At 60.0% G+C, this 19,214-nt stretch carries 13 protein-coding genes and 1 pseudogene; 7 read left to right on the top strand and 7 right to left on the bottom strand.

All coding sequences use genetic code 11. From position 1 onward, the window contains the following. Positions 1-44: 44 nt before the first annotated feature. The 4 genes from AC1Q6Y_RS11385 to glnA all read right to left on the bottom strand — a co-directional run bounded on the left by AC1Q6Y_RS11385 (position 45) and on the right by glnA (position 3,210). Complete coding sequence (locus tag AC1Q6Y_RS11385; RefSeq protein ID WP_492624578.1) at positions 45-665, bottom strand: DUF4124 domain-containing protein; 621 nt, start codon at positions 663-665, stop codon at positions 45-47. After that, positions 662-1,177 (bottom strand): DUF4124 domain-containing protein, encoded by a 516-nt coding sequence (locus AC1Q6Y_RS11380; protein ID WP_492587374.1) that lies wholly within the window; start codon positions 1,175-1,177, stop codon positions 662-664. Before AC1Q6Y_RS11380 ends, AC1Q6Y_RS11385 begins: the two co-directional genes overlap by 4 nt. A gap of 25 nt (positions 1,178-1,202) precedes the next feature. After that, entirely contained in the window at positions 1,203-1,625 is a 423-nt protein-coding gene (locus AC1Q6Y_RS11375) for a cupin domain-containing protein (protein ID WP_492624577.1), read from the bottom strand. Positions 1,626-1,803: 178 nt separating this feature from the next. Beyond that, positions 1,804-3,210, bottom strand: a complete 1,407-nt coding sequence (glnA, locus tag AC1Q6Y_RS11370; RefSeq protein ID WP_008002929.1) for a type I glutamate--ammonia ligase — start codon at positions 3,208-3,210, stop codon at positions 1,804-1,806. Between the two features lie 328 nt (positions 3,211-3,538). Here glnA and thiI point away from each other — a divergent pair, with 328 nt between their 5' ends. Next, positions 3,539-4,993: a tRNA uracil 4-sulfurtransferase ThiI gene (gene thiI, locus AC1Q6Y_RS11365; protein WP_057712400.1), complete on the top strand. Its 1,455-nt coding sequence runs from the start codon at positions 3,539-3,541 to the stop codon at positions 4,991-4,993. Between the two features lie 139 nt (positions 4,994-5,132). Then, entirely contained in the window at positions 5,133-6,953 is a 1,821-nt protein-coding gene (gene typA, locus AC1Q6Y_RS11360) for a translational GTPase TypA (RefSeq protein ID WP_057712399.1), read from the top strand. A gap of 219 nt (positions 6,954-7,172) precedes the next feature. On the opposite strand, the gene AC1Q6Y_RS11355 is transcribed toward typA, so the two are convergent. Beyond that, complete coding sequence (locus AC1Q6Y_RS11355) at positions 7,173-7,610, bottom strand: YkgJ family cysteine cluster protein (protein ID WP_090452613.1); 438 nt, start codon at positions 7,608-7,610, stop codon at positions 7,173-7,175. A 255-nt stretch (positions 7,611-7,865) separates the two neighbouring features. Between AC1Q6Y_RS11355 and AC1Q6Y_RS11350 the strand changes: the two genes are divergently transcribed. From AC1Q6Y_RS11350 to AC1Q6Y_RS11330, 5 genes are all read left to right on the top strand, one after another. Beyond that, positions 7,866-10,316, top strand: coding sequence for a glycogen/starch/alpha-glucan phosphorylase (locus AC1Q6Y_RS11350; protein WP_492624576.1), 2,451 nt, complete (start codon positions 7,866-7,868; stop codon positions 10,314-10,316). 290 nt (positions 10,317-10,606) lie between these two features. Then, positions 10,607-13,813 (top strand): DUF2339 domain-containing protein, encoded by a 3,207-nt coding sequence (locus AC1Q6Y_RS11345; RefSeq protein ID WP_492624575.1) that lies wholly within the window; start codon positions 10,607-10,609, stop codon positions 13,811-13,813. Continuing rightward, a complete protein-coding gene (locus AC1Q6Y_RS11340; protein WP_492624574.1) occupies positions 13,810-15,183 on the top strand; it encodes a DUF3999 domain-containing protein in 1,374 nt (457 codons plus the stop codon). The genes AC1Q6Y_RS11345 and AC1Q6Y_RS11340 overlap by 4 nt, the downstream gene beginning before the upstream one ends. Positions 15,184-15,489: 306 nt before the next feature. Further along, a complete protein-coding gene (locus AC1Q6Y_RS11335) occupies positions 15,490-16,500 on the top strand; it encodes a class 1 fructose-bisphosphatase (protein WP_007975526.1) in 1,011 nt (336 codons plus the stop codon). 3 nt (positions 16,501-16,503) lie between these two features. Continuing rightward, a complete protein-coding gene (locus AC1Q6Y_RS11330) occupies positions 16,504-17,106 on the top strand; it encodes a DUF924 family protein (RefSeq protein WP_492624573.1) in 603 nt (200 codons plus the stop codon). 114 nt (positions 17,107-17,220) lie between these two features. Here AC1Q6Y_RS11330 and AC1Q6Y_RS11325 read toward each other — a convergent pair whose 3' ends face one another. Continuing rightward, a complete protein-coding gene (locus tag AC1Q6Y_RS11325; protein ID WP_371318464.1) occupies positions 17,221-17,985 on the bottom strand; it encodes a methyl-accepting chemotaxis protein in 765 nt (254 codons plus the stop codon). 93 nt (positions 17,986-18,078) lie between these two features. Continuing rightward, a pseudogene (locus AC1Q6Y_RS11320) lies at positions 18,079-19,101 on the bottom strand (HAMP domain-containing protein); the annotation flags it as partial. Between the last annotated feature and the right edge of the window lie 113 nt (positions 19,102-19,214).

The following is a 19,214-nucleotide window of genomic DNA, read 5'->3' as shown; positions in this document are numbered from 1 at the left end:
GGTGCAAACAATTGCACCAATATAGTGCGCAAGCCTGAACGAGGTTAAAAGAGTCTCAAGAAAGGATTTTTTTCTTCGCCTGGTCTGTCACTGAGCGGGCATTCCGGCCGCTGGCCGTAGTCTTCGAGAGTGCAGGGTTTGATCCTGCGCTTCTGGGCGAGAGACGTGCGCTGCATGTGGAAAGGTTGGTTGGCGGTGCGTTCGACGATGCGCCCCTGTTCGTCGAGGATTTCCACGGACAGGGTATGGCTGCCGCGATCGATGTTGCTAAGCGGGAACACCGGGCTCAGGCCAGGTTCGGCGGTGGGCTGGCCGTCGAGCAGCAACCGGTAGTGGTGACCGGGTTGCAGGGCCGGTTCGTTGGTGGTGCTGACAATGACTTCGCCGGTGTTGCTGCGGATGGTTGCGTCGGGTTCCGGGATCAGGATACGCAGCACCTCATAGTGGAACAGCGCCTGTACTTCAGGACTGCTCTCGGCGATCAACAGTGCTGCGCTGGTGGGGTTGGCCGCTATTCGATTGCTCTTTGTCAGCGGTACACGCCGGGCGTCGCCGGGTTTTGGCTGGTCGGTGAAAACCCGGTTGCCCTGAGCATCGACATACATGAAGACCTCTGCCGAGGCGGGCTGGGCGATCAGGCAGGCGATCAGTAGCCAGGCCTTCAAGGTATGTGCACCCGCTGTACGGTGAATGTCAGCGCAGGGCTCTGCTGCACAACGTTTTCGCCATCGATCACTTGCACGGCGAGGCGGTGTTCGCCGCGATCGATGTTCACCAGTTGCAGGATCGGCACATTGCCTGGCTGGCCGTAGGGCTGACCGTCCAGCAGCAGACGTAACAGGTGGGTGGCTTGCAGGCGCGGTTTGATCAGTACGTTAATCGTGAAGGTGCCATTGTTGGCACGTAACGCTTCTGTGGTGGGCAGGCCGGTGAGTTCCAGTTTTTCGTAGGCTCGGTGGGTCGGCTCGGTGTTATTGCCTGCCAGAGGTTGTGCAGGATCGACGGGCGGTTGACGCTCGATGCTGTTGATCGGTGGCAAATCAACCGCCCGGGCGTCAACGCCATCGGGCGGTTGATTGCTGTAGGCGGTATTGCCGGCGGCATCGGTGTATTTGTAGATTTGGGCCATCACAGGAGAAATGAAGGACAGCAGTAGAAGTAATAAAAGTGGCCGCATTCGGACTCCCTGTGTGAAGCAAAGACTACTCCGCCAATGGAATACCTTCGCTGCCAGCATAGAACACAACAAGTTCTACCGGTTCATCGCCGGTGACTCCGCGATGAGTGATATTGACCATTTCGGCCAGTGCTTCGCCTTGTTTGACGCGACTGGTCTGGCCGCTGTTCCTGTCCTCGATCGTTAGCTCGCCTGAGAGGATGTAGCCCGCGTTGGGAATGGGATGGGTGTGCCAGGGGAGTTTGGTATTTGCAGGTATTGTGAGTTTGAGCACTGTCAGCTCGGGCACGGCATCCGGGTAGCGAATGTAAGGTGTGCCATCCCACGACTTGCTGCTTTGAAGCAGGATTTCCCGTTCGATGTCTGTCGATGGGGAAATTGTGGTGCAGCCTAGAAGGGCGAGGGCGGTGAGAGCGGCCAGTAGCGTCTTGAGTGGGAAAGTTTTCATCATTCCATCCGTTGATTGCAGGTAGAGAACAGCCTACGAGTCATTCAGATGGGTTGATGCCGGACGATGCTGTGTGTGCCCGAAGAGATGTCTAACTTTATTGTCGGAAGTTGCCTACAAAAAAGGCCTCCCGAAGGAGGCCTCTTTTTGTCACGCCGCGTGCCGCGGCGCTACCGGATCAGCAGCTGTAGTACAGCTCGTATTCCAGTGGGTGTACGAAGGTACGTACCTTGATTTCTTCTTCGCTTTTCAGGGCGATGTAAGCGTCGATGAAGTCGTCGCTGAAAACGCCGCCTTTGGTCAGGAACGCACGACCTTTGTCCAGCTCTTCCAGGGCTTCTTTCAGGCTGCCGCAAACTTGTGGGATCTCTTTGGCCTCTTCAGGCGGCAGGTCGTACAGGTTTTTGTCAGCGGCGTCGCCAGGGTGGATCTTGTTCTGGATGCCGTCCAGGCCAGCCATCAACAGTGCGGCGAAGCACAGGTACGGGTTGGCAGCCGGATCCGGGAAGCGTGCTTCGATACGGCGGGCTTTCGGGCTCGACACGTAAGGAATACGGATCGAAGCGGAACGGTTGCGAGCCGAGTAGGCCAGCATCACTGGAGCTTCGAAGCCTGGAACCAGACGCTTGTAGGAGTTGGTCGCCGGGTTGGTGAAGCCGTTCAGGGCCTTACCGTGCTTGATGATGCCGCCGATGAAGTACAGGGCGGTGTCGGACAGGCCGGCATAGCCTTCGCCAGCGAAGGTGTTCTTGCCATCTTTCCAGATGGACATGTGTACGTGCATACCCGAGCCATTGTCGCCGTACAGAGGCTTAGGCATGAAGGTCGCGGTGCGGCCGTAGGCATCGGCAACGTTGTGCACGACGTACTTCAGGGTTTGGGTTTCGTCGGCTTTCTTCACCAGGGTGTTGAACTTGACGCCGATTTCGTTCTGGCCGGCAGTCGCCACTTCGTGGTGGTGAACTTCGACGGTCAGGCCCATTTCTTCCAGTGCGTTGCACATGGAGGTACGGATTTCGTGGTCGTGGTCGAACGGCGGAACCGGGAAATAGCCGCCTTTGACGCCTGGACGGTGGCCTTTGTTGCCGCCTTCGATGTCCTGGTCGGACATCCACGAACCTTGTTCAGAGTAGATCTTGAACATGGAACCGGAAATGTCGGACTTGAACTTCACCTGGTCAAAGATGAAGAACTCTGGCTCCGGACCGGCGTATACGGTGTCACCGATAGCGGTGGCTTTCAGGTGCTCTTCGGCGCGCTTGGCGATCGCACGTGGGTCGCGGTCGTAGCCTTGCATGCTCGAAGGCTCGATGATGTCGCAGACCAGGATCAGGGTCGGTTCTTCGGTGAACGGATCCAGAACAGCGGTGGAGTCGTCCGGCATCAGGATCATGTCGGAGGCTTCGATGCCTTTCCAGCCGGCGATGGAGGAGCCGTCGAACATTTTGCCGACTTCGAAGAAGTCGTCATCCAGCGCATCGCGAGCCGGCATGGTCACGTGGTGCTGAGTGCCTTTGGTGTCCGTGAAGCGCAGATCAATCCACTTGACGTCATGATCTTTGATGAGTTGAACCGACTTCGACATAGTGTCCTCCGGGTGTATTAGGGCTGGTAGTGGATGCCCTTAAATGTTTGTGATGCCGGCGCGAATACTCTGCCAAGGCAACCTGCCTCACAAGGGAGCAAATTGCATGCCAGTGCCCCAGCATGGATTTTTTGCCCCAAAATCACGCTTGAGAGGGCGTTTTGCCCTTTAAAGCAGAAAAGCTCGCCCTGTAATGTGGCGCCATATCCAATAAGTGACCTGTTTTGGTGCATGCAAAACCTTCTGCACATTAACTGGTTAAACCTTGAGCAATTTCCGCTATAATCCGCGCCCCCCTTTTTCGGCAGGCCATGCGCGCGCTGTTTCCATGAAATTAATCGTAAAAGTCTTCCCCGAGATCACCATCAAGAGTCGACCTGTCCGGACGAAATTTATCCGCCAGTTGGCCAAAAACATCCGCGCCGTGCTCCGTGATCTGGACCCGGCCGTGGTGGTGAACGGCGTGTGGGACAATCTCGAGCTGGAAACCCGTGTTACCGACCCGAAAGCCTTGAAAGAGATGGGTGAGCGCCTGACCTGCATGCCGGGCATCGCGCACTTTCTGCAGATCGACGAGTACCCGCTGGGCGACTTCGACGACATCACCGAAAAGTGCAGGCAGCACTACGGCGATGCGCTGGCCGGGAAAATTTTCTCGGTGCGCTGCAAGCGTGCGGGCAAGCACACGTTCAGCTCGATGGACGTCGAAAAATACGTCGGCAGCAAGCTGCGTCGCGAGTGCGGCGCCGCCGGGATCGACCTGAAAGCGCCGGAAATCGAAGTCCGGATCGAAGTTCGCGACCAACGGTTGTTCGTGATCCACAGCCAGCACAACGGCATCGGCGGATATCCGCTGGGCGCGCTGGAGCAGACCCTGGTGCTGATGTCCGGTGGCTTCGACTCCACCGTGGCGGCCTACCAGATCATGCGCCGCGGCCTGATGGCGCATTTCTGCTTCTTCAATCTGGGCGGACGTGCCCACGAACTGGGCGTCATGGAAGTCGCGCATTTCATCTGGAAGAAGTACGGCAGCTCCCAGCGCGTGCTATTTGTCAGTGTGCCGTTCGAAGAAGTGCTGGGCGAAATTCTCGGCAAAGTCGATAACAGTCATATGGGCGTAGTATTGAAGCGTATGATGTTGCGCGCTTCCTCCCAAATTGCCGATCGACTGCACATCGACGCACTGGTCACCGGTGAGGCGATCTCCCAGGTGTCGAGCCAGACGCTGCCGAACCTGTCAGTGATCGACTGCGTGACCGAAAAGCTGGTACTGCGCCCGCTGATCGCCAGTCACAAGCAGGACATTATCGACACGGCAATCGAAATCGGCACCGCCGATTTCGCCCGGCACATGCCGGAATACTGCGGCGTTATCTCGGTCAATCCGAAGACCGCGGCCAAGCGCTATCGCGTCGAGCATGAAGAGAAAGAATTCGATATGGCGGTACTCGAGCGTGCGCTCGAAAACGCCAAGCTGGTGCCGATCGATCGCGTGATCGATGAACTGGGCCAGGACTTGCAGATTGAAGAAGTCAGCGAAGCGCTGGCCGGTCAGATCGTCATCGACATCCGTCACCCGGATGCCGCTGAAGACGACCCGCTGGATCTCGCTGGCATCGAGGTACAAACGATGCCGTTTTATGCAGTGAACGCTCGTTTCAAGGAACTGGACCCTACTCGCCAGTACCTGCTGTATTGCGACAAAGGCGTGATGAGTCGCCTGCATGCCCACCATTTGCTCAGTGAGGGGCATGCCAATGTGCGCGTTTATCGACCGAGCTAAGTGCCCGGGGCTGTTTGCCTGTGGCCTGCGTCACCGGCCCCCCGATGCCACCGTCAAGCTGTAACGGCTTTCACGGACGCTACTGTTAATCGCTGCCAAGACTTGTCAGCACACCGAATCCTCTGATCGAGATACACAAGTGATCGAAAATCTACGCAACATCGCCATCATTGCCCACGTTGACCATGGTAAGACCACCCTGGTAGACAAACTCCTGCGTCAATCCGGCACCCTGGAGCGCAACGAGCTCAACGACGAGCGCGTGATGGACTCCAACGACCAGGAGAAAGAGCGCGGTATTACCATTCTGGCGAAAAACACCGCCATCAACTGGAACGGCTACCACATCAACATCGTGGACACCCCGGGCCACGCCGACTTCGGCGGCGAAGTTGAACGCGTAATGTCGATGGTCGACTCCGTTCTGCTGCTGGTTGACGCTCAAGACGGCCCTATGCCGCAAACCCGTTTCGTGACCAAGAAGGCTTTCGAAGCCGGCCTGCGTCCGATCGTGTGCATCAACAAGGTTGACCGTCCAGGCGCGCGTCCGGACTGGGTTCTGGACCAGATCTTCGACCTGTTCGACAACCTGGGTGCCACCGAAGAACAGCTGGACTTCAAAGTCGTCTACGCCTCGGCCCTGAATGGTATTGCCGGTCTGGACCACACCGAAATGGCTGAAGACATGACCCCGCTGTACCAGTCGATCGTCGACAACGTACCGGCGCCGGCTGTTGACCGTGAAGGTCCGTTCCAGATGCAGATCTCCGCACTGGACTACAACAGCTTCCTGGGTGTTATCGGTGTTGGCCGTATCGCTCGTGGTCGCGTCAAGCCGAACACCCCGGTTGTGGCTATCGGTGCCGACGGCAAGAAGCGTAACGGTCGTATCCTGAAGCTGATGGGTCACCACGGTCTGCACCGCATCGACGTTGAAGAAGCTGCAGCAGGCGATATCGTGTGCATCAGCGGTATGGACTCGCTGTTCATCTCCGACACCCTGTGCCACCCGGACACGGTCGAAGCGATGAAGCCGCTGACCGTCGACGAGCCAACCGTTTCCATGACCTTCCAGGTAAACGACTCGCCATTCTGCGGTAAAGAAGGCAAGTTCGTGACTTCCCGTAACATCAAGGAACGTCTGGACAAAGAGCTGCTGTACAACGTTGCACTGCGCGTTGAAGAAGGCGACTCGGCTGACAAGTTCAAGGTTTCCGGCCGTGGCGAACTGCACCTCTCGGTACTGATCGAAACCATGCGTCGCGAAGGCTTCGAAATGGCTGTAGGCCGTCCGGAAGTGATCATCCGTCTGGTTGACGGCGTGAAGCACGAACCGTTCGAAAACGTCACCATCGACTTGCCGGAAGAATCCCAGGGCAAGGTGATGGAAGAGATGGGCCTGCGTAAGGGCGACCTGACCAACATGGTGCCGGATGGCAAGGGCCGTGTACGTCTGGAATACAACATCCCTGCTCGCGGTCTGATCGGTTTCCGTAACCAGTTCCTGACCCTGACCAACGGTGCTGGCATCCTGACCTCGATCTTCGACCGTTACGACGTGATGAAGTCCGGCGACATGTCCGGCCGTCAGAACGGCGTTCTGGTTTCGGTTGAAACCGGCAAGGCACTGACCTACTCCCTGGAAACCCTGCAGGCGCGTGGCAAGCTGTTCGTAGAACACGGTCAGGAAATCTACAACGGTCAGATCGTTGGTCTGAACAGCCGTGACAACGACCTGGGCGTTAACCCTACCAAGGGCAAGAAGCTCGACAACATGCGTGCTTCGGGTAAAGACGAAACCATCGCTCTGGTTCCACCTGTTCGCTTCACCCTGGAACAGGCTCTGGAATTCATCCAGGACGACGAGCTGTGTGAAGTAACTCCTAAGTCCATCCGTCTTCGCAAGAAGATCCTGGACGAAAGCGAGCGTACCCGCGCTGCCAAGAAAGCCAAGGCATAAGATTTAGCCCCGGCTGAACGAAAACGCCCCCGGTCGAGAGACCGGGGGCGTTTTTGTTTGTCTGCGGTTTGTGCGGTGTTTGTGCCGGCCTCATCGCGAGCAAGCTCGCTCCCACAGGGGGTCTGTGGTGTTCACACAATTTGTGGTTCACCTCGAACACTGTGGGAGCGAGCTTGCTCGCGATGGCGGCCGATCAGCCGCCGCAAATTTCAGGAAGTATCAGAACCGCTCGATACTCCGCGAACTCCGCTCGCGCTCCACTTCCTTGGGCTTGTACGCGCAATACCCCGGCCGCGGGCCGATTTTCGGGTGATTGCGGCAAGTATCCGGGCGCTTATCATAAATAGTGCACAGACGGCTCTTACGATCCAGGTACAGGCAATCGTTGTTGCTCATGCGCTGGAGGGTAAAGATCCCTGACTTCTGATTGAAGCGTTCGACCAAGCCTTCCTTTTGCAGGCGCTTGGCGATGTTCTTCGGCGGATCACCCAGCTCGAACTCATCGACCACGCCGATGCGGATCAGATCCTTGATCTTGACCTCGACGGGCAGGGTGCAGCAGCTGGACATGCACGAGCCGCACATCGGGGCAGAGTACTTGGCCCAGGTATCGAGGCGGTCGATCTCTGCGGCAGCGATCAGGTTCGGCTTCATCATCGTTTGTTACCAGCGTGTGCATCAGGGCGCGCGATCATACCGGGACTGGTGGATTTTTGAACAACCTTTCGCCAGATTTTTTCACGGCCGACCAATAAACCGCTAATCCGGCACGGCCCCTGCATTGAATCAGGTACACGACAATGTATTGCCGACCCGATTCGCCCTTACAGGAAAAACTGCCGAACCAGAGCCTCTACCGCCTGTCAGACCGTCTAGGCTCAGACAACTCCAAGCTCGCTCGAGGTCCTATCGATGACTCAAGAACCACTTGTTCGCGAAGCAGAGGTGGCCGCATTCCGCGACGCCGTCTTGACCAAACTCACTTATGCAGTGGGTAAAGACCCGGATCACGCCTTCGACCACGACTGGTTCGAAGCCATTGCCCTGGCCGCGCGGGATCACATGGTCGAGCACTGGATGGATCACACGCGGCAGATCTACCGCAAAGGTCAGAAGCGCGTCTATTACCTCTCCCTGGAATTTCTCATCGGTCGGCTGTTGTTCGACAGCCTGAGCAATCTCGGCCTGCTCGACGTGGCCCGCGAAGCCCTGACCGAACTCGGCGTCGACCTTGAGCGCATCCGCATGCTGGAGCCCGATGCGGCCCTGGGCAACGGCGGCCTCGGGCGTCTGGCGGCGTGTTTCCTGGAAAGCATGTCGACCCTCGGCATCGCCGGTCATGGCTACGGCATCCGCTATGAGCACGGGTTGTTCCGTCAGGCGATTGTCGATGGCTGGCAGCAGGAGCAGACCGAACACTGGCTGGATTTCGGCAACCCGTGGGAGTTCGAGCGGCCGGAAGTGGCTTACACCATCGGTTTCGGCGGCAGTGTCGAGACCCTGACCGACGACACCGGCAAATCCCGACAAGTCTGGTCCCCGGCGGAAACCGTGCGGGCGATTGCCTACGACACGCCGGTGGTCGGCTGGCGCGGGGCGAGCGTCAACACGCTGCGCCTGTGGCGTGCCCGCGCCATGGAAGATCTGCATCTGGAGCGTTTCAACGCCGGCGACCACCTGGGCGCCGTGGCCGAAGTGGCCAGGGCCGAAAGCATCTCCCGGGTGCTGTACCCGGCGGACAGCACCGAGGCCGGCCAGGAGTTGCGCCTGCGCCAGGAGTACTTCTTCGTCGCCGCCTCGTTGCAGGATCTGCTGCGCCGCCATCGCAACATGCACACCTCGGTGCTGACCCTGGGTGATCACGCCTCTATCCAGCTCAACGACACTCACCCCTCGATTGCCGTGGCTGAACTGATGCGGCAACTGGTCGACGTTTATGACGTGGCGTGGGATGCCGCGTGGCAGGTCACCGTCGATACGCTGTCCTACACCAACCACACATTGCTGCCCGAAGCGCTGGAAACCTGGCCGGTCGGCTTGATGGAACGCATGTTGCCGCGGCACATGCAGATCATTTACCTGATCAACGCCCACCACATCGACTCCCTGCGGGCCAAAGGCATTCACGACTTCGACGTACTGCGCGCGGTGTCGCTGATCGAGGAAGACAACGGTCGCCGGGTGCGCATGGGCAACCTGGCGTTTCTCGGGTCCCACAGCATCAACGGCGTGTCCGGGCTACATACGCAGCTGATGCGTCAAACGGTGTTCTCCGAACTGCACAAGCTCTACCCGGAGCGGATCAACAACAAAACCAACGGCATCACCTTCCGCCGCTGGTTGTATCAGGCCAACCCCGAGCTGACCTCGATGCTGGTCGATGCCCTTGGCCCCGAGGTGCTGGACAACCCGGAAGAGCGTTTGCTCGCCCTTGAACCGTTCGCCGAGAAAAGTGCATTCCGCAAGGCGTTTGCCGAGCAACGCCTGCACAGCAAGAAAGCCCTGGCGTACCTGATTCATGAGCGACTGGGCGTGGCGGTCAACCCGGCGGCGATGTTCGACGTGCAGGTCAAGCGAATCCACGAGTACAAACGCCAGTTGCTCAACCTGATGCACACCGTGGCGTTGTACCAGGCGATTCGCGCGGAGCCTGAAATCGACTGGGTGCCACGGGTGAAAATCTTCGCCGGCAAGGCGGCCGCGAGTTATCACCAGGCCAAGCTGATCATCAAGCTGACCAACGACATCGCCCGGGTGGTGAACAACGACCCGACCGTGCGCGGCTTGCTCAAAGTGGTGTTCCTGCCCAACTACAACGTCAGCCTGGCGGAGAGCATCATTCCGGCGGCGGATTTGTCCGAGCAGATCTCCACCGCCGGGTTCGAAGCCTCTGGCACCAGCAACATGAAATTCGGCCTGAACGGCGCGCTGACTATCGGTACCCTGGACGGGGCCAACGTGGAAATGAGCGAGCGCATCGGCACCGAGCACATGTTTATCTTTGGTCTCAGCGCGCAGCAGGTGGAGGCACGCAAACAGAATCATGAGTTCAGCGCGGTGCCGGATATCGCCGCGTCCCATCGTCTGAACGATGTGCTGCAAGCGATTCGTGGTGGGGTGTTCTCGCCGGACGATCCGTCCCGTTACACCGGATTGATCGATTCGCTGGTGGACTACGATCGCTTCCTGGTCTGCGCCGACTTCGATTCCTACTGGCACGCCCAGATGCGCGTCGAAGCCCATTGGCACGATTCGAAGGAGTGGTGGCGCTCGGCGGTGTTGAACACGGCGCGGATGGGCTGGTTCTCGTCGGACCGGACCATTCGCGAGTACGCCACGGAAATCTGGAAGGCACTGGAGTAGTTTTCAGCCAGAACTGCGAGCAAGGCCCGGTTGTTGACGGGCTGGGTCGATATACTAGGCGCTGGATTACCGGGCGGTAGGGTTGATCAGATTCTGAACACACCACAATCCCTTGCGGGAGCGAGCTTGCTCGCGATTGCGCACTGACATTCAACATTAATGCTGAATGTTATGGCCTCATCGCGAGCAAGCTCGCTCCTACAGGGGGTTGTGGTGTTTTCGCACTAGACTGATCAGACACTGTACCGCTTGGACTTGCCTCATGATGGGGCCGCTTAGGGATATCGACCATGCAATGGATGTTCATGCTGATAGGGCTGGTGCTCGGCTGGATACTCGACGAGTCATTCAGCGATGCGCTGCTGGGCGCGTTATTCGGATTGGGTATCGGCCAGGCCCTTCGCATGGCTCGCATGGACTCGCAGGCAGTCGAGCAGCAGCGTTTGCTGGAACAGGCGCAGGTAGCGCTGCAGGCGGTCGAGCAACGGCTGGCGCTGCTCGAAGCATCGGGCGTCAAGGCGCCGGAAACCCGCGAGCCACTTGTCTCACCTGAAACCATCCTCGATGAAGCACCTGCCGCAGCCCCGGAGTTGGTCTGGGAGCTGCCGCCCGAACTCGAGCCGATCGCCGCAGCGGCCACCGAAACCAACCGTTCGCAGCCCGCCGATGCCTGGAAGCCCGAGCCGATCGCTCGCCAGGCACAACCACCTGTCCCTCCGCGTGGCCCGAACCTTATCGATCGCGCCATCAGCCGTGCCCGAGCCTGGTTGTTCGGCGGCAATACCGTGTTGCGGGTCGGCGTGGTGCTGTTGTTCCTCGGCCTGGCCTTTTTGCTGCGCTATGCCACCGAAGGCGTGGTGGTGCCGGTTGAGTTGCGGTACGCAGGCGTTGCGGCGGCAGCCTTGGGGTTGCTCGGGCTGGGCTGGTGGTTGCGGGCGCGCAACAGCAGTTATGCGTTGATCCTGCAAGGGGCCGGGATCGCCGTGTTGTACCTGACGGTGTTTGCCGCGATGCGCCTGCATCCGCTGCTCGATCCCACAGCGGGGTTTGGCCTGCTGGTGGCGGTGACAGTCTGTTCGGCGATTCTCGCCATTACCCAGGACTCCCTGGGGTTGGCCGCCGCTGCCGCACTGGGCGGATTCGCCGCGCCGCTGCTGGCCTCCACCGGCGCCGGCAGCCACGTCGCGCTGTTCAGCTACTTTGCCCTGCTCAACGCCGGCATCTTCGCCATCGCCTGGTTCAAGGCCTGGCGGCTGTTGAATGTCATCGGGTTCAGCGGCACCTTCGGCATCGGTTTCGCCTGGGGCCTGCGTTCCTACTCGCCGGAGCAGTTGTGGAGCACCGAGCCGTTTCTGATTTTGTTTTTCCTGATGTACCTGGCCATTGGTCTGCTGTTCGCCCGGCGCAGGCTGCTGGAAATGAGCGATGCACCGGCAGAGAGCAGTCGCGAATCGCTGCTGCAATGGTCGGCGCGCAAGGGCGACTACGTCGACGGCACGCTGCTGTTCGGTCCGCCTCTGGTGGGTTTCGGCTTGCAGTTCGCACTGGTGCAGCATCTGGAGTTCGCTGCGGCGTTCAGTGCCTTGGCGCTGGGCATGATTTACATGGGACTTGCCCGTTGGCTGATGGCCGGGCGCACGCTGTTGCTGGGGGAAACCTGCCTGGCCTTGGGCGTGATCTTCACCAGCCTGGCGATTCCGCTGGGGCTCGATGCACGCTGGACGACAGCGGCGTGGGCGGTGGAGGGCGCGGGGATCTTCTGGCTCGGCCTTCGCCAGCAAAGGCCCCTGGCCCGGGCGTTTGCCTTGCTCCTGCAACTGGGCTCGGCGCTGGTGTTTCTCAGCGAGCTGCACAACAGCGAGAGCAGCCTGCTCGGTGGTGTACCGCTAGGCGCACTGTTACTGGGCGTTGCGTTGTTGTTCAGCTTCTACCAGTTGCGTAAAGCCTTGCCGGAGCAGATCAGGCCTTGGGAGCTAAAAGGTCTGCCAGTCCTGGCGTGCCTCGGGCTGGCGTTTCTCTATTTGCTGGCGCCGTTGTTTTTCTTCAGCCACGGCACGGTGATCAGTTGGGCCTTGGCCGGGGCGTTGACGTTGTTGGTTGGCTTGCGCCTGCCATCGCGCACATTCGTGTTCACCGCGCTCGCTGTGCAACTGTTGGGTGGTGCACTGTTCCTGGCGACGGGGCCGCTGTTCAGTGTAGGGCTGAGTCCCCTGGCTCATGCCGGATTCTGGGCGCCGCTGGTGTTGGGGCTGGCAGCGATGGTCGGGGCCTGGCGTTTGCAGATGGGTCATTCGCCCGAAGCATTCGAAGGGCTGAGCCTGTTGCGATTGTCCCAGGCGTTGCTGGTGTGGGGCGCGGGCTGGTGGGCGTTGGCCTGGGTCATCGAAGTGCTGCATTTTGCGTCGCTGCCGATGCAGGCGACTTTGTTGTTAAGCATCGCAGCTGTGAGTGTTGCGCTATGGACGGTGTTGGCGCTGCGCCTGAAATGGCCGTCACTGGGGGTGCTCGGTACGGTGTTGATTCCCGCGGCGGCGCTGGTGCTGCTGGCGGCCTGGCACTCGCGTTACCACCCGGCGGCCGACGTCGGCTGGCTGGCGTGGGCCGCCGTGTTCGTGGTGCATTTCATGTCCCTGCGACGCCTGGCGCCCATGCTGCCAGCACGCGTGACGAGTGTCGCCCATGTGCTCGGCTGTTGGCTGTTGATGGGGGTGCTGGCGCTGGAGCTGCGTTATGGCTTGCTGGTGTTGTCCGAGCAATACAACGCTTGGCGCTGGTTGGGTTGGGCGATTCTGCCAAGTCTGTATCTGGTTCTGATGGCGGTGCCTCGCGCGTGGCCGTGGCCGGTGGCGGCCTACTCAAGGGAATACCGTGTATACGCCGCCGCGCCGCTGGCGTTGCTGATGCTCGGCTGGTTCTGGCTGGCGAATGTCGCCAGTGACGGCAACGCCGAGCCACTGCCCTACGTGCCATTGATCAACCCGCTGGAGCTGGGCCTGTTGTTCGCGCTGTCCGGCGTCTATGTCTGGTCCCGCAGCGCCATGACACAACTGGCGCTGCACAAGGATTACGCCGCCATCGCCACGCAAGGGGTCGCAGGTGCCTCACTGTTCGTGTTCTTTACGGCATTGGTAATGCGTACGGCGCACCATTGGAGCGGGGTGCCGTTCGAGCTGGATCTGTTGTTGGCGTCGATGCGGGTGCAAGCCGGGTTGTCCATCGTCTGGACCTTGATGGCCCTGAGCCTGATGATCGGTGGCCATTTGCGTCGCCACCGCGAAGTCTGGTTGATCGGCGCCGCCTTGATAGGTGTGGTCGTGGCTAAGCTGTTCTTTGTCGAATTGAGTAATCGCGGCGGGCTGGCGCGGATCGTGTCGTTTATCGGTGTCGGCGTGTTGCTGCTGGTGGTGGGCTATTTCGCCCCGCTGCCGCCCAAGCGTGCCGAAGCTGTGCCGGATGTCGAGAAACCGGTCCCGGAATCCGAAGGAGTGTCGTCTTGAGTCAGAAGCTGAACCTGGGTTGGTTGGGTGCTGTTGCCATGGGCGTGGTGTTGTCGGCGGTTGCCCAGGAAAAACCGGCGGACTTCACCACCCAAGTGCCTTTGTCGGTGACGGGCGAAGGGCCCTGGTATCGCCTTGAACTGCCCCTGAACGTACAACTGAATGCACGGCAGGCCGACCTGAGCGATGTACGTGTGTTCAATGCGGCGGGCGAAGTTCAGGCTTATGCCCTGGCCCGGGAATCGGCGCGGAGCAATGAAGCGCGCACCTTGACCGAGGTGAAATGGTTTCCGTTGTACAACTCGGTGGACGCCACTGAAACCGCGCCGAGCGTGCGGGTGCAATCGAGCACCAACGGCACATTGGTCGAGGTGCAGCCCTCCAGTCAGCTGGAGGCGGGTGAGGAAGAGCTGCGTGGCTGGTTGCTCGACGCTTCGGCTATCAAGGCGCCGTTGCAGCAGCTGGTTCTGGACTGGAGCAGCGAGCGCGACGGCTTCCAGCGTTTCACCATCGAAGCCAGCAACGATTTGCAGCATTGGCAGTCCTGGGGCGAAGGGCAGGTGGCGCGCCTGACCTTTTCCGACGAGCGGGTCGAACAGCATGAAGTCAACCTGCCGGGCCAGTCGGCACGCTACCTGCGGTTACTGTGGATCACGCCGCATTCGGCACCGACACTGACTTCGGCGCAACTACAGAGCGCCAGTACCCGCAGCCTGCCGCTGCCGTTGGTCTGGTCCCAAGGGTTGACCGGCAGCAGCGTGAAGGCGGGTGAATACACCTGGCAGTTGCCGATGGGGCTGAATGTCGAGCGGGTGCAGATCGAGTTGAGCCAGCCCAACAGCCTGGCGCCAGTGAGCCTGGCCGGCCGTCGCGACAGCAGTCTGCCATGGCAGTCGTTGGGCAGCGGTTTGCTCTATCGCCTGGCCCAGAACGGTCAGGATGTGGTGCAAAACGAATTGCAGTTGTCCGGGCAGATCGTCCAGCAATTGAAGCTGACCGTGGACGAACGCGGTGGCGGCCTGGGTGATCGGGCGCCGACGCTGAAGTATGCCGTGCGTGCCACACAACTGGTGTTCCTGGCGCGCGGGCCTGGGCCTTACACGCTGGTCGTGGGGAATTCGACGGCGAAGGCGGCGAACTTGCCGCTGTCGACGCTGATTCCGGATTACAGCCCGGCGAAGCTCGCGACCTTGGGCAGGGCCATTGTGGATGTCGGGGCGGTGGTTTCGAATGCATCGACAGAGAAAACGCTGGCGACGACGGACATCCCCTGGAAGAAGTTCGGCTTGTGGGCGGTGTTGTTGCTCAGTGTCCTGTTCCTGGCGGCGATGGCGTTCAGCTTGCTGCGCAAACCCTCTGTCAAACCCTGAAGAAGGCTGGCGCTTCGCTCCATTCGCGAGCAAGCCCGCTCCCACACTGGATCTGCTTTGTGGCACAAATGGTGTGTGCACAGCTGGTCCAATGTGGGAGCGGGCTTGCTCGCGAATACGGACTGCCGATCACCAAAGATATCGAAATCTGCTATCCATTGGAGCTCCACGCGCGGCCCATTTCCTACTACGCTCATCCCCGCACATGAACTCTCTTTGGCCGATCACGTCTGATAGGAGGAAATGCGCCCCGACTCGCGTTAAACTGCGCGGGTTTTTAGCCCCCCCATTCCACCGGAGCCTTCCATGTCCCGCGTTACCTTGAGTCGCTATTTGATTGAGCAGACCCGCAGCAACAACACTCCTGCCGATCTGCGCTTCCTGATCGAAGTGGTGGCGCGTGCCTGCAAGGAGATCAACCACGCCGTGTCCAAAGGCGCCCTGGGTGGCGTTCTGGGCAGCATGGGCACTGAAAACGTCCAGGGCGAAGTGCAGAAAAAGCTCGACGTGATCTCCAACGAGATCCTGCTCGAAGCCAACGAATGGGGCGGTCACCTGGCCGGCATGGCGTCCGAAGAAATGGACAATGCCTACCAGATCCCGGGCAAATACCCGAAAGGCGCGTACCTGCTGGTATTCGACCCGCTGGACGGTTCGTCGAACATCGACATCAACGCCCCGGTCGGCACCATCTTCTCGGTACTGCGTTGCCCGAACGAATACTTGAGCCAGAACGAGCCCTTGAATGAAAAGGCTTTCCTGCAGCCAGGCACCCAGCAAGTGGCCGCCGGTTACGCGATCTACGGCCCGCAGACCATGCTGATCCTGACCCTGGGCGACGGCGTGAAAGGTTTCACCCTGGACCGTGAGATGGGCAGTTTCGTACTGACCCACGAAAACATCACCATTCCTGAGGCCACCCAGGAATTCGCCATCAACGCTTCCAACCAGCGTCACTGGGAAGCACCGGTACAGCGCTACGTCAGCGAATTGCTGGCCGGCGATGAAGGCCCGCTGAAAAAGAACTACAACATGCGCTGGGTTGCCGCGATGGTGGCTGACGTGCACCGCATCCTGACCCGTGGCGGTCTGTTCATGTACCCACGCGACAGCCGCGAGCCGTCGAAGCCGGGCAAACTGCGCCTGATGTACGAAGCCAACCCGATGTCGTTCCTGGTGGAACAGGCAGGCGGCGCGTCCACCGACGGCCACCAGCGCATCCTCGACATCCAGCCGGAAGGCCTGCACCAGCGTGTTGCGGTGTTCCTCGGTTCGAAGGAAGAAGTTGCCCGCGTCACGGCTTACCACAAGGAATAAACCATGACCGCGCCCTGGCAGCCGTTGCTTGATTGGTGGTTCGGAAATTTCGGGTCAGCGAAGGAAGTGGCGGCGCAGAAGGGCAAGTTGTGGTTTGGCAAGCGCGACAGCCAGGACCTCGAAGCGCGTGAGCGTTTCGGGGGCCAGGCCGAGCAGGCACTGGCCGGCGGTTTGACCGAGTGGATGCAATGTCCCGAAGGTTGGCTGGCCCTGGTGCTGTTGCTCGATCAAATCCCGCGAATGATCTTTCGCGATACTCCCAATGCATTCTCCGGCGATTCCCGCGCACAGAAATTGGTAGCCCAAGGTATTGCGGCGGATTTCGATCGCCAGTTGCAGCCGATTCAGCGGGTGTTCATCTATCTGGTGTTCGAGCACAGCGAAAACCTCGCGGTGCAGAACGAAGGTGTCTCGCGCTATATCGAACTGGTGGCGCAGCAGCCTGAAGGTGACCGAACGCTGTTTGCCGATTACCTGGATTACGCCGAGCGGCATCAGAGGGTAATTGCGCAGTTTGGGCGGTTTCCCCATCGCAATGCGGTGTTGGGGCGGGAGTCTACGGCTGAGGAGTTGGCGTTTCTCTCAAAGCCGGGCTCCAGGTTCTAGTTTTTTGTTGCTGATGCCGCCATCGCGAGCAAGCTCGCTCCCACAGTAGATCTCCAGTGCGACAAAGATCCCTGTGGGAGCGAGCTTGCTCGCGATGAGGCCGGTGAGGTTGCCTCAGATCCTGAAACTACCCACCAGCTGCTTCAACCGCGCCGCCTGCTGCTCAAGATCGGCACACGCACGCAAGGTCGACTGCAGGTTCTCCACGCCTTCCTGGTTCAGCGTGTTGATTTCGGTGATGTCGACGTTGATCGACTCCACCACGGCGGTCTGTTCCTCGGTCGCGGTGGCCACCGACTGGTTCATGCCATCGATCTCTCCGATGCGCTGGGTCACGCTGCCCAGACGTTCGCCCGCCTGGTTGGCGATGCCGACGCTGCTTTCGCTCTGGCGCTGGCTGTCGGTCATGATGCCCACCGCTGCCCGGGCACCGACTTGCAGCTCTTCGATCATCGTCTGCACTTGCTGCGCCGAGTCCTGGGTGCGGTGAGCGAGGTTGCGCACCTCATCGGCCACCACGGCAAAACCACGGCCGGCCTCGCCAGCGCGGGCCGCTTCAATGGCGGCGTTGAGTGCCAGCAAGTTGGTCTGCTGGGAGATGCTGGTGATCACTTCCAGGATTTGCCCGATGTTGACCGTGTTGCTGTTGAGGGTCTCGATGTTGCCGCACGAGTCGCTGATCTTGGCCGACAGTTGCTGCATCGCCGCGATGGTTTTATCCACCACCTGTTGACCGTCTTCGGCCAGGCTGCGGGCATCGCTGGAATGTTGCGAGGCGAGGGCGGCGTTCTGGGCGATTTCCTGGGCGGCGGCACCGAGCTGGTTGATGGCCGCTGCCACACTGCTGGTGCGCGAGGCTTGTTGGTCGGAGTTGAACATCGACGAGTTCGAGGCGGCGACTACCCGCAGCGCCACTTCGTTGACCTGGCCGGTGGCCGAGGATACTTCGATGATCGAGGTATGGATGCGCTCGACGAAACGGTTGAACGACAGCCCCAGCGCGCCGAATTCGTCGTGGCCGTGAATGGTCAGGCGCTTGGTCAAGTCACCTTCGCCTTCGGCGATGTCATGCATGGCGCGACCCATGGTCAGCAACGGTTGCATCAACAGGCTGATCAGCATGCCCAGCAGGGCGATGATGATCACCACCGCAATTACCATGGCGATGATCGCCGAGGTGCGGAATTCACTGAGCATCGAGAACGCGGTTTCCTGGTCGAGCACCAGCGCTACGTACCAGTCCGCCGATGGCACGCCGTTGACGTGGGTGAAAGAGATGAACTGACGCTTGCCGTCGATCTCGACTTCCTTCATGCCCGGGCTGACTTTCGGCGCACCGTTGGGGTAGGCCTCGGTCAGGTTCTTGAGCACCAGCTTGCTGTCCGGGTGAATCAGGATCTTGCCGTCGGCACCGACGATGAACGCATGGCCGTGACCGCCGAAGTTCAGCGAGTTGATGATCGCGCTGACGCTGGACAGGTCGATGTCGGCGCCGGCGACACCGATCATCTGGCCCAGGTGCTGCACCGGGGTGGCGACTGTGATCACCAGCTTGCCGGAGGAGGCGGCGATGTAGGGTTCGGTGACAATGGTCTGTTGCGCACTATTGGCCGCCTTGTACCAGCCACGGGCGCGCGGATCGTAGTCCGCCGCGCGGTTGCCCGCCGGGACCGAGAACATCACGCCGTCGGCGCCACCGAAGTAACTCAGCTGGAAGTTGCCGGTGTAGGCGGGCAGGTCGATGATTCGTTTCAGGCCAGCGGGAGCTTTGCCGTCGGCGTTGATCTGTTGGGCCATCGACTGCAGCAATTGCATGCGGCTTTCCAGCCAGGTCTGGATGTTGCTGGTGGTCAGGCTGCCGAGTTCCTGCATCGAGGCTTCGGTACTGTTGCGCAAGGTTTCGCGTTGGCGATAGTCGTTGAACAGGATGAAACAAGCGAATGCGACGGCCACCACGAGGGCGGCAGCCAGCAATATCTTGTGGCTGAACTTCATGTTTCTGGTCATGGGTGAGCTACCGCAGAGGGGCTGTTCTACAAAATGGGGGAGCAAATGCCACTGACGTGGCTTTGCGTTGCATTTATGTCGACTGAACGGCGCCAAAGATT

It is taken from the genome of Pseudomonas sp. GW823-FHT06E10 (assembly GCF_058794995.1).
The sequence above is the reverse complement of the archived record's forward strand: the minus strand, read 5'-3'. Positions and strand labels throughout refer to the sequence as shown.